The organism is Microtetraspora niveoalba, from assembly GCF_001570405.1.
Taxonomy (GTDB): Bacteria; Actinomycetota; Actinomycetes; order Streptosporangiales; family Streptosporangiaceae; genus Microtetraspora; species Microtetraspora niveoalba.
Genome location: NZ_BBYM01000019.1, coordinates 193,515 through 209,805, shown reverse-complemented (window position 1 = coordinate 209,805; position 16,291 = coordinate 193,515). Strand labels below are relative to the sequence as shown.

At 73.0% G+C, this 16,291-nt stretch carries 9 protein-coding genes; 7 read left to right on the top strand and 2 right to left on the bottom strand.

Annotation, left to right across the window (positions count from 1 at the left end):
* Positions 1-29: 29 nt before the first annotated feature.
* Complete coding sequence (locus AWQ70_RS20290; RefSeq protein WP_245647059.1) at positions 30-1,418, bottom strand: FAD-binding oxidoreductase; 1,389 nt, start codon at positions 1,416-1,418, stop codon at positions 30-32.
* Positions 1,419-1,594: 176 nt separating this feature from the next.
* On the opposite strand from AWQ70_RS20290, the gene AWQ70_RS20285 reads away from it, so the two are divergent.
* From AWQ70_RS20285 to AWQ70_RS20260, 6 genes are all read left to right on the top strand, one after another.
* Positions 1,595-4,975, top strand: coding sequence for an ATP-binding protein (locus AWQ70_RS20285; RefSeq protein ID WP_067178549.1), 3,381 nt, complete (start codon positions 1,595-1,597; stop codon positions 4,973-4,975).
* Between the two features lie 106 nt (positions 4,976-5,081).
* Entirely contained in the window at positions 5,082-6,485 is a 1,404-nt protein-coding gene (gene hflX, locus AWQ70_RS20280; RefSeq protein WP_245647058.1) for a GTPase HflX, read from the top strand.
* A 583-nt stretch (positions 6,486-7,068) separates the two neighbouring features.
* A complete protein-coding gene (gene hutI, locus AWQ70_RS20275) occupies positions 7,069-8,277 on the top strand; it encodes an imidazolonepropionase (RefSeq protein WP_067178547.1) in 1,209 nt (402 codons plus the stop codon).
* 275 nt (positions 8,278-8,552) lie between these two features.
* Positions 8,553-9,407, top strand: coding sequence for a DegV family protein (locus AWQ70_RS20270; RefSeq protein WP_067178546.1), 855 nt, complete (start codon positions 8,553-8,555; stop codon positions 9,405-9,407).
* Between the two features lie 60 nt (positions 9,408-9,467).
* Entirely contained in the window at positions 9,468-10,670 is a 1,203-nt protein-coding gene (locus AWQ70_RS41345; protein WP_245647057.1) for a ComEA family DNA-binding protein, read from the top strand.
* Positions 10,671-11,053: 383 nt separating this feature from the next.
* Positions 11,054-13,342 (top strand): ComEC/Rec2 family competence protein, encoded by a 2,289-nt coding sequence (locus AWQ70_RS20260; RefSeq protein ID WP_245647056.1) that lies wholly within the window; start codon positions 11,054-11,056, stop codon positions 13,340-13,342.
* Positions 13,343-13,602: 260 nt separating this feature from the next.
* Here AWQ70_RS20260 and AWQ70_RS20255 read toward each other — a convergent pair whose 3' ends face one another.
* Complete coding sequence (locus AWQ70_RS20255) at positions 13,603-14,439, bottom strand: nitroreductase/quinone reductase family protein (RefSeq protein WP_067178544.1); 837 nt, start codon at positions 14,437-14,439, stop codon at positions 13,603-13,605.
* 763 nt (positions 14,440-15,202) lie between these two features.
* Between AWQ70_RS20255 and holA the strand changes: the two genes are divergently transcribed.
* Entirely contained in the window at positions 15,203-16,168 is a 966-nt protein-coding gene (gene holA, locus AWQ70_RS20250; protein WP_218004604.1) for a DNA polymerase III subunit delta, read from the top strand.
* The last annotated feature ends 123 nt before the right edge of the window (positions 16,169-16,291 follow it).

The window sequence follows — 16,291 nt, the reverse complement described above, 5'->3', positions numbered from 1 at the left end:
GGGGACACGGCCGGACACACGCGGGGACCTCAGCCCAGGACGGGATGGTTGGCCCGGATCACGCCCATCGGGTCGCGGTCGCGCTTGAGGTCCCGCAGCCTCGCCAGCACGTCGCCGGGGAACGCGGCCGCCGCGCCCTCCCCATGTCCCAGGAACGTGAACGGCTTGCGCCCGCTCGTGTACGGGGTCAGCGCCCGCGCGATCGACGCCTGCCGGTCCGCGATCGCCGCCGTCTCCTCGGGGGAGCCGGGCACGCCCAGCATCCCGAGCAGGTACGGCTCCTCGATGTGGCCGCAGGCCCCGCCGTTCTCCGCCGGCCGCGCCAGCGCGCCGCCGAGATGCCGGAGCTGCACGTACGCCAGCGGGGCGACCGTGCCCGGACCCGACGACGCCAGCAGCGCCGCGGCCGCGTCGTCGTCGAGCGCCGTCAGCAGCTCGGCGCGGAGCAGGGACGGGGTGGGGTCCGTCGGCTCGGCGCAGATCGTGCCGAGATCGGCCACCTCCAGGCGGCCCCGGGTGTCGAGGATCGCGCCGGAGACGGTCTCGAACTCGCGCAGCAGCGCGCGTCCCTCCTCGGGCTCGCCGAGGAAGGCCGCCTCCACGGTCACCGCCGAGAGCCCGCGCAGCGGCTCGGGCACGCCCGGGAAGGGCGGGAACTGCAGCAGGTGGAACCACACGCTCAGCTCGTCCGGGGCCTTCGCGGTGACCGAGCGGTAGGCGTCCAGCACCTCCCGGGCACAGGACGCGGGCCACACGAGGCGCCCGCCGTACAGGGAGGGCGCGGGGCGCAGGTCGATCTCCATGGCGGTCACCAGCGCGAAGTCGCCGCCCCCGCCGCGCAGCGCCCAGAACAGGTCCGGGTCGGAGGCCGCCGTCACCCGGCCGCGTCCGCCGTCGGCGTCCACCACCTCGAAGGCCCGTACGGCGTCGGCCGCGAAGCCGTACGCGCGGCCGAACCAGCTCAGCCCTCCGCCGAGCGTGAAGCCGGTCGCGCTCACGACGGGGGAGCTGCCCGCCATGCCGGTGAGCCCGTGCTTGCCGGCGACCGGCAGGACGTCGGCCCACCGGGCGCCCGCCTCGACGAGGGCCGTCCCCGCCCCGGCGTCCACCTGGACGCCGCGCATCCGGCCCGTCCTGAGCAGGATCGCCCCCTCGAACGCGGCGGGCCCGTGGCCGTACGCCTGGGCGGCCACGCCGACGCCGGCGAGCCGCGCGACGGCCGTGACGGCGGCGACGTCCGCGGCGTCCTCGGCCTCCACCACGGCGAGCACGTTCTGCTCGACGGCGGGGTCCCACGGAGCGCGCGCGGCGTCGAAGCCCTCGTCGCCCCTGACCAGAACCCGGCCGCGCACCGAACGCCGGAGGTCGTGTCCCAGGGCGGTCGCCCCGCCGTCCGTGTGCTTACGCATGTCGCTCATGTCGTCTGCTGCCCTCTCTCATGCCATGTGGGGATGTCCTGATCGAGGGTGCGGCCCGGCCTTTGCGGCATTCCTGGACGCGAATTACAGACTCCGCAAGTCACCTTCAAACAAGGGGTTGTGCGCCTTCACCGGCGAGGCTTTACGCTTGCGTGGCCGAATGAGATGGGAACGTCATGAACAGCTTGTTCTTCCGGCTTTTCGGGCACTTGGAGGTGGTCTCCGAAGACGGCGGGCGCTTGGATCTGGGGTCGCGAAAACAGCGCGCCGTCCTCGCCCTGCTCGCGCTCGAACCCGGGCGGATCGTCTCGCTCGACCGGCTGATCGATGAGATCTGGGCCGATGAGGCGCCGTCGAGTGCCACGGGAACGCTCCAGGCGTACATCTCGCATCTCCGGCGGATCCTCGAACCCGGTCGCGCGCCCCGGACGCCGCCCACGGTCCTGCTGACGCGCGAGCCCGGCTACATGCTGGCCGTCGCGCCCCGGCAGGTCGACCTCTCCTGCTTCACCTCGTGGGCCGAGGAAGGCCGCCGGGCGACCGCCGAGCGCCGGTACGCCGCGGCACTCGAGACGCTGGACCGGGCGCTCGGCATCTGGCGGGGTGAGCCGCTGGCGGAGTTCGCGGACCAGGGGTTCGCCCAGCCGGTGATCGCCGCCCTCGCCGAGCAGCGGGCCCTGGCCGCGGAGGACCGGTTCGAGGCCAGGCTCGCCCTGGGCGACAGCGGATCATGCGTCGCCGACCTCGAACGCATGGTGGAGGCCCACCCGTACCGCGAACGATCCTGGGGGCTTCTCGTCCTCGCCCTCTACCGATCGGGACGGCAGGCCGACGCCCTGGGCGCGCTCCGGCGGGTCCGCGCGCGGCTCTCCGGCGAGCTGGGCATCGAACCCGGCCCGGAGCTGCGGCGGATCGAACGGGCGGTGTTCGACCAGTCCGCGTCCCTCGACCACTCCCCGACGCCACACCTGCCCGCGCCGCCCGGCGAGGGCTCGGTCCCCGGGGAGTCCGCGCCGCTCGACCCGCCGCTCCCGCACGCCCCGGCCCCGGCCGCCGCGTCCCGGACACCGCGCCCGCGGCCGGAGCCGCTCATCGCGCGGGCGAGCCACCTGGGCCGCGTCGCCGACCGTCTCGCGGACGTACGGCGCGGCCGGGGCGGGGTCGTCCTGGTGACCGGCGAGGCGGGCATCGGCAAGACCCGCTTCGCGCAGTCCGCCGCGGAGGAGGCCGAGGCCCGGGGGATCTCCGTCGTCTGGGGGCGCTGCGTCGAGGACCACGTCGCGCTGCCGTTCTGGCCCTGGCTGCAGGCGCTGCGCGCGCTCGGCGAGAGGGGAGAGCGGGCCGCCGGGATCCTGGCGGGAGAGAGGACGGACGGCCCCGCCGATCCGGGCGCCGCCCTCTTCGAGCTGTACGAGCAGGTGGTCGCGGCGCTCACCGCGGCGGACGGCCCCACCCTCGTCGTGCTCGACGACCTGCACGCGGCGGACACCTCGTCGCTGCGGCTGCTCGGCTACATGGCGGGCCGGCTGGGCCGCGGGGCCGCGCTCGTCCTGGCCACGCTCCGGCCGGAGCCGGGCGCCGACCCGGAGCAGCTCAGCGAGACGCTCGCCGCGCTGGCCCGCGACCCCGGGACCGAACGCATGACGCTTCCCCCGTTCACCCAGGAGGACGTCCAGGCGTTCCTGGCGAGCCGCGACGACCTCGTGGACCCCGCGTTCGCGCGCGTCCTCTACCGGCGCACCGGCGGCAACCCGTTCTATCTACGGGAGCTGATCCGGCTGCTGGGCAGCGAACACCGGATCGACGCGGCGGCGCTCGGCGTGCCCGAGGGCGTCCGCGAGGTGATCGGCCGGAGGGTCGCCCGGCTGCCGGACTCCACGCGGGAACTGCTCGGCTCCGCCGCCGTCCTCGGCCGTGACGTCACCCTCGACGTGCTCGAGGCGTTCACCGGCGTCCCCGCCGAGGAGGTGATGGCCCGGCTCGAACCCGCCGTGGCCACCGGGCTGCTGGCGGAGACCCCGGACGGGGTCGACTACCGCTTCTCCCACGTACTGGTCAGGGACGCCCTCTACGCGGGGCTGGGCCGCCTGGAGAAGGCCCGCCTCCACCTGCGGGCCGGCGAGGCGCTGGAATCCCTGCCGGTCGGGGGCGGCGCGGCCCGCCTGCCGATCCTCGCCCACCATTTCGCCATGGCCGCGCGGATCGGCGGAGCCGGCAAGGCCGTGGAGTACGCCGCGGCCGCCGCCCGGCAGGCGACCGCGCAGCGCGCCTACGACGAGGCGGTCGAGCTCTGGGAGAAGGCGCTGCTCGCGCTCGGGCAGGGGGACCCGGGCCGGCGATGCCGGCTGCTGGTCGAGCTGGGCCGCGCGCGCCGGGACATCGGCGACACCGTACGCGCCCGCGCCGCCATAGAGGAGGCCGTGGAGGTGGCGGCGGGCCAGGGGGACCGGGCCGTGCTGGTGGACGCCGTGACGGTGTTCGGCACGCTCAGCGTCTGGAACTGGCGCCCGTACGGCGTGGTCGACGAACGGGCGGTCGCCCTGCTCGAGGACCTGCTGGCCGGCCCGCTGGACGACGCGCACCGGGCCGCGCTGCTCGGCACGCTCGGCATCGAGCTGAACTACGGGCCCCGGCGGGCCGAGGGCGAGGCGATGGCCGCGGAGGCCGTGGAGATCGCCCGGCGGGTGGGGGACCCCGCGCTGCTCCTCCAGGTCCTCAACAACTACCTGATCGCGGCCTGGGTGCCCGCGCGCGAGCACGAGCGCCTGCGCGCCGTCGAGGAGATGCTCGCGGTGCCCCGGCTCCCCGCCAGCGCCGAGCTCGTCGCCCGGATCCAGCGGCTGCACTGCATGTTCAGGATGGGCGAGCTGGCCGAATGGGATCGCGACCTGGCGCGCGCCGAACGCCTGCTGCGCGAGGTCCGCAGCTCCGAGCTGACCGCGATGGTGCGGGTCGCCGAGGCGGCGCGGCTGACCCTGGAGGGCCGGTGGAGCGAGGCCGAGCGCCTGGTCGACGAGATGCACCGGATCTTCGGCGCCGGCACGATCTGGGGACTGAACTACGTGCGGCTGTCCGTGCTCTACACCTGTCGACGGGGTCAGGGGCGGGTCGCCGAGATCCTCGACGACATGATCAATGGGGCGGCGGAGCCGCACATGGAGCCGCTGCGCCCCATGGCCGTTCTCGCGGCACTCGACGCGGGCGACCGCGACCTCGCCGCGAGCCTGATCACGCGGTGGGGGACCCCCGTCCCCGACGACTGGTCGGGCGAGTTCGCCGCCGTCGTCTGGTCGTACGTGAGTGTGGAGCTGGGCGTCCCGGACCCGGCGTGGCTGTACGGTCTGCTGCTGCCGTACGCGGACCGGCTGGCGGTGAACGGCAGCGGGACCGCGGGCTGGGGGTCCATCCACCAGGCACTGGCCCGGCTGGCCGCGGCGACGGGCGACCGCGACGCGGCCCTGCGCCACGCCCGGCGCGCGCTGGAGGCGCACGAACGGCTGCGCCTGCGGCACTGGTCGGAGGAGAGCCGGAGGCTCCTCGCTGACCTGGGCGGATAAGGGCGATCCTGGGCGGATAAAGGGATGCGCCATGGGCGGCCCCGTGTCACCATCGTGGGGAAGACACCAGGGGTGTCGACGTGTTGGTCTAGTAGAGATGACATATATGCGCAACGAGCCCGAAGACCTCGCCATCGGTGATTACGAACTCGAAGAGCGCCAGGCGCTCCGGCGCGTGGCGGGCCTTTCGACAGAGCTCGAAGACATCACCGAAGTCGAATACCGCCAGCTGAGGCTGGAGCGGGTCGTCCTGGTCGGCGTGTGGACAGGCGGCAGCGCCTTCGACGCGGAGAACTCCCTCCAGGAGCTGAAGCTCCTCGCCGAGACCGCCGGGTCCCAGGTGCTGGAGGGTCTGATCCAGCGACGCGACCGGCCCGACCCCGCCACCTACATCGGCTCCGGCAAGGCCGTGGAGCTGCGTGACATCGTGTCCGCGTCCGGCGCCGACACCGTGATCTGCGACGGCGAGCTCACCCCCGGCCAGCTCCGGCAGCTCGAGGACGTCGTCAAGGTCAAGGTCATCGACCGGACCGCGCTCATCCTCGACATCTTCGCCCAGCACGCCAAGAGCCGCGAGGGCAAGGCCCAGGTCGAGCTGGCGCAGCTCCAGTACCTCATGCCCCGCCTGCGCGGCTGGGGCGGCAACCTGTCCCGCCAGGTCGGCGGCCGCGCCGCCGGCGGTGTCGGCATCGGCGGCCGCGGCCCCGGTGAGACCAAGATCGAGCTGGACCGGCGGCGCATCCGCGAGCGGATGGCCAAGCTGCGCCGGCAGATCAAGGAGATGTCCACCGCCCGCGAGACCAAGCGCTCCCGCCGCAGCAGCCGGCAGGTTCCCGCCGTGGCGATCGCCGGTTACACCAACGCCGGCAAGTCGTCGCTTCTCAACCGGCTCACCGGCGCGGGCGTCCTGGTCGAGGACGCGCTGTTCGCGACCCTCGACCCGACCGTGCGCAGGGCGCGTACGCCCGACGGGCGGCTCTTCACGCTGGCGGACACGGTCGGTTTCGTCCGGCACCTGCCGCACCAGCTCGTCGAGGCGTTCCGCTCGACGCTGGAGGAGGTCGCCGACGCCGATCTGATCCTGCACGTCGTGGACGGTTCGCACCCCGATCCCGAGTCGCAGCTCGCCGCGGTGCGCGAGGTCCTGTCCGAGATCGACGGCGCCCTCGACGTGCCCGAGGTCGTGGTCGTCAACAAGGCCGACGCGGCCGACCCCGTCGTGCTCGCCCGGCTGACCATGAGGGAACGGCACAGCGTCGTCGTCTCCGCCCGGACCGGCGCCGGCATGCGCGAGCTCATGGAGCTGATCGAGCGCGAGCTGCCGCGGCTCGACCACGAGGTGCGCATGCTGGTGCCGTACGAGCGGGGCGACCTGATCGCGCGGGCGCACGAGGAGGGCGAGGTGCTCTCCGTGGAGCACACCGGAGACGGGACCGTCCTGTACGCCCGCGTCCCCGGCGACCTCTACGCCGAGCTCGACCGGGTGGCCAAGCCGGTCGAGACGGTCTGACCCCACGTTTCACCGCGACGCCGCTTCCCGCGTGATTCACCCGATGAACGCGGGGAGCGGCGTCGTCGTTTCGCGCCGCGTCACTCCACTCACCGCCGTCACGAGCGCGACATTTCATGACTTTTCGGGTGTTCAGCGATAAAACGGAACTTAAAGGACAAAAGCCGGAAATGGTAGTCCATTCCCGTTGACCTTGCTATCATTTGGCAAGTCTTACGCGACAATCCGTGCGGATAGCATGGTGACACCGTCGAATGCGGTCACGCGTGGGAGCCGGCGCGACAACCGTCCCTGAACTGCGAAGACAGGACCCGATATGAGGGGTGGGCGCTGCGGCCTCCCCGAAGCCGCCGCGTCCAAGCGGCGTTCTTCCCAATAACCCTGTACAGCAAGCCGACCTGTGAAATAACGTGACTGGACTGAAATCGCCTGGGTCCATGATCCTGGCGACAGGGTCATCGCACGAAGTGCGCGATGAGGCAGGAGACCCCCCGATGACCTCCGGACACCGAGCGGACCCGGCGGGCCCTTCGCCCGCGACCGGTGACTGCTCGCTGTCCCCGGCCGCAAAGCAGGTGGTCGGATGACCGTTCGCCTCCTGACCAACATCGGCCGGCTCTGGACCGGCCACGACGTGTGCAGCAACGCGGCCATCCTGGTGCACGGCGACCGCATCGCCTGGGTCGGCCGTGCCGCGGACCTGCCGCAGAGCGTGCCCGGCGTCGTCGACGACATCGTCGACGTCGACCACGTCGAGAACCTCGGCGGCGCGCTCGTCACCCCCGGGCTGATCGACGCGCACACGCACCCCGTCTACGCCGGGAACCGGTACGCCGAGATGGCGATGCGGTCCGGCGGGTCGACGGCCTCGGCGATCACCGCCGCCGGCGGCGGCATCCTCTCCACCATCACGGTTACGCGGGGCACCGACCCCTGGACACTGTGCAACGGCGTACGCGAGCGGCTTCGCGAGTGGCTGCTCGGCGGCACCACCACGGTGGAGGCGAAGACGGGCTACCACCTCACCCGCGACGGCGAACTGGCCGACGTGCGGCTGCTCCGCGAGCTCGAGAAAGAGCCGATGATGCCGCGGGTGCACGTCACGTTCATGGCCGCCCACGTGGTCCCGCCGGAGTACTTCGGCCGCCAGCGCGACTACGTCGAGGCGGCCGCGGCCTGGTGCGCGGACGCCGCCGCCGCCGGAGCCGACAGCGTCGACGTCTACTGCGACGAGGGACACTTCGGCACCGACGAGGCCCGGTGGGTCCTCGCCTCCGGCCGCAACGTCGGCCTGCTGCCCCGCATCCACGCGGGCGCGTACAGCAGGCGCGGCGCCGTCCAGCTCGCCGCCGAGATGGGCTGCGCGTCGGCCGACATCCTGCACCACACCTCCGACGAGGACATCGCGCTCATGGCGCGGTACGGCGTGCCCGCCGTCGTGTGCCCCGGCACCGCCCTCCAGCACGGCCGGCTCCCGGCGGTGCGCCGGATGCTCGCCCAGGGCGTTCCCATCGCGCTCGGCAGCGACCACAACCCCGGCCACTGCGGCATCACCTCGATGTCGCTCGTGATCAGCCTCGCGGTGGCCGCGTTCGGGATGAGCGTGGGAGACGCGCTGCGCGCCGCGACGCTCGGCGGGGCGCAGGTGCTCGGAGCCCCCGACCGCGGCGTCCTCGCCCCGGGGCGGCTCGCCGACATCGTGCAATGGGACGCCGACCACGAGGGCGCCTTCGCCTGGTCGTTCGGCCTCAAGCCGCGCCGGGTGTGGCGCGGTGGCCAACCCATCCAGTGACCCGGCGCCGCCGGGAGCATGCCGCACGGTTGTCACACGGCGGCCCCTCCGTCCGGTGACGCGGAGGGCAGTGGCGTGGCGTGCCGCTGCCACAGAGCGCACTCCGGTCCAGTGCCGTGAAGGCTGCGGGGAGTACGACACGGCTGCCGTGAGGCGGCACCTCCGTCCGGTGACGGGGAGGCCGCCGGGGGAGCACCGCGCGATCGCCAGAAGACGGCGAACGTCGGCGGTCGCACTCATAGAGGGAGAAAATGTCCGGCGAGTACGCTTCTGCCATGCCGGTCGCCGTTGTCACGGACTCCACTGCCTACCTGGACGAGCCGGAGATCGCGCGGCACGGCATCACCGTCGTCCCGCTGCACGTGGCCATCGGCGGGCGCGAGTTCGACGACACGGAGGACCCGGCGCGCGTCGGGGTGGCGGAGGCCCTTCGCGACCACGCGCCCGTCACCACCTCCCAGCCCGCACCCCAGCGCTTCGCCGCCGCCTACGCCGAGGCGGCGGCCCGGGGAGCCGACGGCGTCGTCTCGGTCCACCTCTCCGGCGCCCTGTCCGGTACGGCAGAGGCCGCCAGACTGGCCGCCAAGGAGTCCCCCGTCCCCGTAGAGGTCGTCGACAGCGGATCCGTCGGCATGGGGCTCGGATTCCCGGTTCTCGCCGCCGCCGAGACCGCCCGCCGGGGTGCCTCCCTCGCGGACGTGGCGTCCACGGCGAAGGCGTCCGCCGCGGCCACCCGCAGCATCTTCTACGTCGACACCCTCGAATACCTGCGGCGGGGCGGCCGGATCGGCGCGGCGGCCACTCTGCTCGGCTCCGCTCTCGCGATCAAGCCGCTGCTCAACCTCGAGGACGGGACGATCACCGTGCTGGAGAAGGTCCGGACGGCGCACCGCGCGATCGCCAGGCTGGAAGACCTCGCCGTCGAGGCGGCCGGCGGCGGAGCCGTCCGCGTCGCCGTACAGCACCTCGGAGCGGCGGAGCGGGCCCGGACACTCGCGGACGCCCTCGCGTCCCGCATCCCGGCCGCGGCGCCGCCGCTCGTGGTGGAAGTGGGAGCGGTGATCGGCGCCCATGTCGGCCCCGGGCTGCTCGCGGTGACGGTGTCCCCGGCCCATCCACAGGCGGGCTGATTTCCACAGGCCGCCGCACCGGACTCCGGCGAGGGCGCGGCCGCGCCTAACGTCACCTGCGTGCGAACCAGGGAGCAGCCGGATCATCGCCGCGCGGCCGAGGCCCGTCTCCGCCTCCTGCTGGAGACGTGGCCGCCGCGATCCGCCGTCTCGGGAGAGACACCGCTGGGTGCTTCCGTGGCCGGTCCGTCTCCTGCGGAGGGAAGCCCGGCGCGTCAGGACGGCCTGGAGCGGCTCCCGCCGTCGTTCGGGCGCCCCGCTCATGCCGGCGCGGTCGCCGCCGTAGACGCGGGCGCGAATTCGGGCGCGGTCGCCGCACCGGACGTGGGCGCGAATGCGGGCGCGGCGGCCGCCGTACGCGCAGAGGTGCAGGCGGCGAGAGCCGCCGTACGCGCAGGTGTGGAAGCGGGCACGGTGCGTGCTGTCCGGGGCGGCCGGGTCCACCGGGGTGGGCAGGGCGAGCGCGCCTCCGCCGTGGTCCTCGACGAGGACCCGGAGCGGCCCGAGCCGGAGTCGCCGCGGCCGGAGCCGTTTCAGGAGGAGGGGCGCGCGAGATGGCGAGCGCTCGCCGAGGGAAGCCGGATGATCAAGGAGGCCGCTCCGCTGCTCGACCCCGGACGCCCCGGCCTGCGCGTCCTGGTGCTGCTCGGGCTGCTCGCGGCGGTGGTGGCCGGGATCTACGCGTGGCGGTCGCAGCCGGTCGCCGACCCTGTCGTGCCGCAGGCCCCCTCGGGAACGATCGCCGTCAGCGCCGGCACAGCCGAAGGGGGGACGGTCGTCCTGCCGCCGGGCGCCGCTCCCGCTGCCGCCGGTGCTTCCGAGGTCGCCTCACCCCCACCGACGCCGGGGGTGACGGTGCACGTCACGGGCAAGGTGCGCAAGCCGGGCGTGCTCACGCTCCCATCGGGATCCCGAGTCGTCGACGCCATCCAGGCGGCCGGTGGAGCCCGCCCGGGCGTCTCGCCGAACGGTCTGAACCTCGCCCGACGCCTGGTGGACGGCGAGCAGATCGTGGTGGGAGCCTCCGCCGCCCCGACAGGGGCAGCGGCCTCGGCCGGCACCGGCGTACCTACGACGATCAGCCTCACCTCCGCCACCTACGCGCAGTTGCAGGAGCTGCCCGGCGTGGGCGAGGTGCTGGCGCAGCGGATCATCGAGTACCGCGACGCCCACGGGGGCTTCCAGAACGTCGATCAACTCCAGGACGTCTCAGGCATCGGACCTCAGAAGTTCGCCGATCTGAAAGACAGGGTCACGCCGTGAGCCGTGTGGGTCGGCGCCTCGGTCTCGGCTGCGCCACCGAGGAGTCCGGCCGCTCCGTTCCTCCAGGTGGCGTCGCGTCGGCCTCGGCCCATTCTCTACGCCTGGTGTGTCCCGCGACCGTGTCATGGCTGGTCGCGCTGGTGCTCCTCGGTTGTTCCGCCACGGCGGGCGCGGTCGTGGCCGTCGGCCTGGCGTCCGGCGCGCTGCTGCTCTGGGCAACAACCGGATGCGGTCGCTCCCTGCTCCGGAAAGCCGCGCCCCGACGTCGCGGGGCGGTTCGCGGGACTCCCGGCCCAGGTCCCGGCGGCGACGGGACCGACCCTCGGCGGCGTGCGACGGCCTCCGGCCATCACGGGGGCCGCGTGGCCAGAGGAGGGATCCGCGTGGGCGGCGCCGACCGCGTCGGCCGGGTCCCACGAGGGCCTGTCGCCGGTACGGCTCTCGCGGCGCTGGCCTGCGGGGCGGCCACCGCGGCGGTCGTGGCCGTCAAGGTGCACACGGTCGGCACCGGTCCTGTGGCGGAGCTGGCCGCACGGCACGCGACCGTCGTCGCCGAGGTCGAGATCGGCGACGACCCGCGGGCGAGACCGCAGCGCGGTGGCCTGACGCGACGAGAGAGTTTCGTGGTGGAAGCGCGGATGCTCGCCGTCCAGCCCGTGACCGGAGCCGCCGGCGCGCCGCCTTCCTCTGGTCCACGGCCGCCCGGGGACGGCCACGCGGTGGAGACGGGCGGGCGGGTCCGTGTCGATGTACCGGTGGTCCTCCTCGCTTCGGGTGACGGGTGGCGGGCGTTGCTGCCCAGCCAGCGGATCCGTGTGCGCGGGCGGCTGGGGACGTCCGACCGAGGGGACCTGACCGCCGCCGTCCTGCTGGTCCGGGAGCCGCCGGAGGTGCTGTCCGGTCCGTCCGCGCCGCAGCGGGTCGCCGGAGAGTTGCGCGCGGGCCTGCGAGAGGCGAGCGACGTGCTTTCGGAGGGCGCGCGTGGTCTGCTGCCCGGCCTGGTCATCGGGGACGTCTCGCGACTGGACGAGGAGATCAAGGAGAACTTCGTCGCCGCCGGTCTCAGCCACCTGACGGCGGTTTCCGGTGCCAACCTGGCATTCATCGCAGGTGCCGCCCTGATGATCGCGCGGCTTCTGGGGCTGCCACTCCCCGTGCGGGCGATCGTCGCGGTCGTCGCCATGGCGGGGTTCGCCGTCGTCGCCCGGCCCTCGCCCAGCGTTATCCGAGCGCTCGCCATGGGCATCGTGGCGGCACTCGCCCTGGGGACGGGGCGGACCCGTGACGGCGTGGCCGCGCTCTCCGCGACGGTGCTCGGCCTCATCCTCTTCAACCCGGGTCTCGCCAGGCAGTACGGCTTCGCGCTGTCGGTCTTCGCCACCGGCGGCATCCTCGTCCTGGCTCCCCGATGGCGGGACCGGATGGCGTCGCGCATGCCCCGATGGATGGCCGAGGCGATAGCCGTACCGGCGGCGGCGCAGGTCGCCGTCACACCGCTCCTGGTGCTGATGTCGGGTCAACTCGGCCTGGTGGCGATCCCCGCGAACCTGCTGGCCGGCCCGGCGGTGGCCCCGGCGACCCTGCTGGGGTTCGGCGCGGCGATCGTCGCCCCCGTCAGCATGGCGGCCGCCCAGCTCCTCGTCCGTCCGGCGGGGCTCGCCGCCGATTGGATCATCGCGGTCGCGGAACGCGCGGCGGCGCTACCGGCGGCGACGATCGACTGGCCCGGCGGTGTGCCCGGGCTCGCGCTTCTGGCGGTGGCGGTCGTAGTGGGCCGGCTGCTCCTGTGGCGCAGGCTTCGCCGGTACGTCCTCGCGGTGCTGCTCGCCGGAGCCCTCGTCGTCGTCCTGGTCATCGGCCCGGCGACGTCGCCGTGGCCGCCCCCGGGATGGTTGCTCGTCGCGTGTGACGTGGGGCAGGGGGACGGGCTGGCCCTTTCCACCGGCCCCGGCAGCGCCGTGGTGATCGACACTGGGCCGAAACCGGGGCTGGCGAACCGATGCCTGCGTGATCTCGGCGTCACGCGGGTCCCGCTCCTGTTCCTCAGCCATCCACATCTCGATCACGTCGGTGGACTGACAGGTGTGCTGCGTGGGCGGAGCGTGGGCGCCGCCGTGGTCAGCCCGGGACGGGTCCCCGCGAGTGAGAGCGCGCGTGTGTCGGCGGAGCTTCGGGCCCGGCGGATCCCCGAATGGGTGGTGCCCCCCGGTGGCCGGTGGCGGTTCGGACCGGTCGAGCTCACCGTGATCGCTCCCGATCCCGACACTCCCGGGGAAGGCTCTGGGGAGGGGGCGATCGCGAACAACGCGAGCGTGGTGCTGCTGGTGCGGTGGCTCGACCCGAGGGGTTCGCCGATGGGGTCGGCGTTGCTCGCGGGCGACCTGGAGACCGAGGCGCAGGCCAGGCTGCGGCGTCAGGGCATCCCGCGGGTCGATCTGCTGAAGGTGCCGCATCATGGGTCTCTGCGACAGGATCCGGCTTTCCTGGCCGACACGAGAGCGGGTGCTGCGCTGATCAGCGTCGGCGCCGGCAACGACTACGGCCATCCCGCCCCGCTGACGATGACCCGCCTGCACCTGCTCGGAATGCGCACTTATCGCACGGACGTGTCCGGAGATATCGCCGTTGTCGAACGTGGGGGTCGCCTCGCCGTCGTCCCGCGCGGCAGATGACCGTCGCCGCGCTGGTGGGGCGTGTCCGCGTCTCGCCCCGGACTCGTTCCCGGGGCTGCCGGCCGGAAGCCGTGAACCACCGGTCCGGTCACGTGGCGGGCCGCCGGATGATCGGCGCCGGCAGTCGCGGTGTCGGCCTGGAGCCTGTTCCAGGCCGACACCGCGTGTACATACCAGCCGACTCCCTGCCCGGCGGGTTCGCATCTCGGAGGTGGGGCGGCCGGCCGTTCACGTCAACCGGGATGCGGACCTCGACCGTGTCAGTGGGCCGAGGCGTCGAGGAGGGGGATCAGTTGCTCTTCCTCGTAGGCCAGGTGGCTTTCGAGTTCGTCCGTGAGCCGCTCGACCTCACGGAGCACCGACAGGGGATCTCCGCCTTCGGCCGACACGACATTCCGCAAGGCGTCGAGAAGGACCGCCACCCTCTCGTGTTCCTGCCGCATCCGGTCCAGGGCGGGGCGCAGCTCGGGGTTGTGCTCGGCGAAGAAGGGGAACATCCCCTCGTCCTCATGGGTGTGATGGACGTGCAGCCCCTGGCAGAGGGTCAGGCAGTTCACCCGGAGCTGGGCGCCGATGCCGACCCCGGACCGGGTGACCTCCTTGCGGATCAGAGCGAGTTCCCGTCGGAAGGCGTCGTGGACCGCCTTGAGCGCCGCACCCGGTGACGACGCCTGCGGCGGTCCGACGGTGACGGGCGTGAGGGCGACCACGGGGATGACACGCGCCGTCTTGGCCTGGTAGTCGCCCCAGCCCGGATCGGCCTCGACGGCGCGCGCGAAGACCTCGTCGCGTTCGGGGCCGTCCAACACGACGGCCTCCGCCTCATAGGTGAACACGCCGTCCTCGACGGTCACCCGCTGGTTGGCGACCAGGTTGTGGAACCAGTCCGGGTGCTTCGGCCCGCCGCCGGCGGACGCGATCACGAGAAGTCGGTCGCCGCCGTCATGCAGGTAACCGACCGGCGTCGTGTGAGGAACACCGGATCGTGCTCCCGTCGTGGTCAACAGGAGTAACCGGCCCCCTTCGAACGGGCCGCCGACCCGGCCGCCGTTGGCGCGAAACTCCTCGATGATCTTCTGGTTGAAATCGTTGGGCATTCTCCGCTTTCCTCTCCGAATTCATTTGCCTTTCACCGAAATGGCGAAGGCTGCTCAATGGGTGATGGGAATACGCACAAGGCGTCACCATGCGTCTGCGGGCATCCTGATGCGGCCATCGTCTGTGCGTGGGAATTCCACGCGTCCCCGCTCCGGCCGAAGCGACCTCGCTCGGACCATTCACCCGTACGCGGGCGTCGTCGGGCTGTGCCGTGTTTACCGGTCTGCGCCGACGTGACCGCACACGGGCTCTTCGCTCATACGCCGTCGTCTCCGGCCGGGCTGGTTTTCCCGGCTGCGCCGACGTACCACGCACAAGTCGTTCGCTCGTATACAGGCGTTTCCGGACTGCCCACGTTCTCCGGCTGTGATCGAGGTGACCGGGCGCACGTGGCTCGGCCTCTCGCACCGGGACGGCTGGGCGTACCGCAGCAGGGAACGGATGGGCCGCGGACCCGGGAGCCTGAACGAACCGGCCCGGGGCGTCGGAAACGGGGGACACCCGGAACGGGAACCCGGCGACCGGCGGACAGCCCGCGAACAGGGGAAACGACCGTGCGATCCGTGGCAGTGCGCAAGGCGGGCCTCTCGCCCGCCGGCCGATCACGCCGTGGCCGGGTGCCTCACTCGCTCTTGGCCCATGGCCGACCCGGCAGTCACAGATCGAAACCCTAAGTCCCCTTCGCATCGAACGGCAACACGGAGGGAAGGGGGCTTCGATCCGATTCCCGGAGTCGGGGCCGGGCGTGGCATGCTGCCAGACATGGCCAATCCAGCACCCGTGACCCTGGTCGTCGGCGACGAGGAGCTCCTGGCCGACCGGGCGGTCTCGTCCGTCGTGGCGGCCGTGCGCGCCGACGATGCCGGTGCGGAGGTCCACGACCTCGTGGGCGGGAAGGTCGAGCCGGGCGAACTCACCGGCCTGGCCTCCCCCTCGCTCTTCGGCGACAGGTCGGTGATCGTGATCCGGTCCGCCCAGGACCTCTCCAAGGACGTCATCGCCGAGATCGTCAAGTACACGGCGCATCCGGCGGAGGACACGGTCCTCGTGCTCGCGCATCCGGGTGGTGTGAAGGGCAAGGCGCTCGTCGACGGCGTGAAGAAGGCCGGGGCGGACGTCGTCACCGTCTCCAAACTCACGAAGCCGGCCGAGCGGTTGGACTTCATCAAGGGGGAGATCAAGCGAGCCGGCCGGTCGATCACGCCGTCCGCCGCGCAGGCGCTTCTCGACGCGGTGGGGAGCGATCTACGCGAGCTCGCGGCCGCCTGCGGTCAGCTCGCCTTCGACACCCCCGGCAAGGGCATCGACGAGGCCGCGGTGGCCAGGTATCACCGCGGCCGGGCCGAGGTCAGCGGCTTCACCATCGCGGACCTGGCGATCGAGGGCAAGCTCGGCGAGGCGCTCGAACAGCTCCGGTGGGCGCTGGCGACCGGCGTGGCGCCCGTACTGATCGTCAGCGCCCTCGCGGGTGGCCTCCGATCGCTCGCCAAGATCGGGGGCGCCCCCCGCAACCTCCGGGGCGGCCAGCTCGCAAGCCATGTCGGCATGCCTCCCTGGAAGATCGACCGGGTGAAGCGCCAGCTCACGGGGTGGGGCCAGGACGGCATCTCCCGAGCCATGCAGGCCGTCGCCGTCGCCGACGAGCAGGTGAAGGGAGGGGGCACCGACCCGGCGTACGCGCTGGAGCGGGCGGTGCAGGTCATCGTCGCGAGCCGCACCGGTCGCTGATCCGTACCCGCCCTCGACCCCGACTCGGTCTTCAGCCGATCTCGGTTCGGGGTCGTCCGCCGCGCTGTACGGCCCCTGCCTGTCCGAGCCGGCGAACCGGCAGCGGCGTTCAGCCGGGCTTCT

Excerpts from the sequence above, each read along its gene's own strand:
- hflX (WP_245647058.1), top strand. The coding sequence starts at position 5,082 with ATGCGCAACGAGCCCGAAGACCTCGCCATCGGTGATTACGAACTCGAA.
- hutI (WP_067178547.1), top strand. The coding sequence starts at position 7,069 with ATGACCGTTCGCCTCCTGACCAACATCGGCCGGCTCTGGACCGGCCAC.
- holA (WP_218004604.1), top strand. The coding sequence starts at position 15,203 with ATGGCCAATCCAGCACCCGTGACCCTGGTCGTCGGCGACGAGGAGCTC.
- AWQ70_RS20255 (WP_067178544.1), bottom strand. The coding sequence starts at position 14,439 with ATGCCCAACGATTTCAACCAGAAGATCATCGAGGAGTTTCGCGCCAAC.
- AWQ70_RS20285 (WP_067178549.1), top strand. The coding sequence starts at position 1,595 with ATGAACAGCTTGTTCTTCCGGCTTTTCGGGCACTTGGAGGTGGTCTCC.
- AWQ70_RS20270 (WP_067178546.1), top strand. The coding sequence starts at position 8,553 with ATGCCGGTCGCCGTTGTCACGGACTCCACTGCCTACCTGGACGAGCCG.
- AWQ70_RS20290 (WP_245647059.1), bottom strand. The coding sequence starts at position 1,418 with ATGAGCGACATGCGTAAGCACACGGACGGCGGGGCGACCGCCCTGGGA.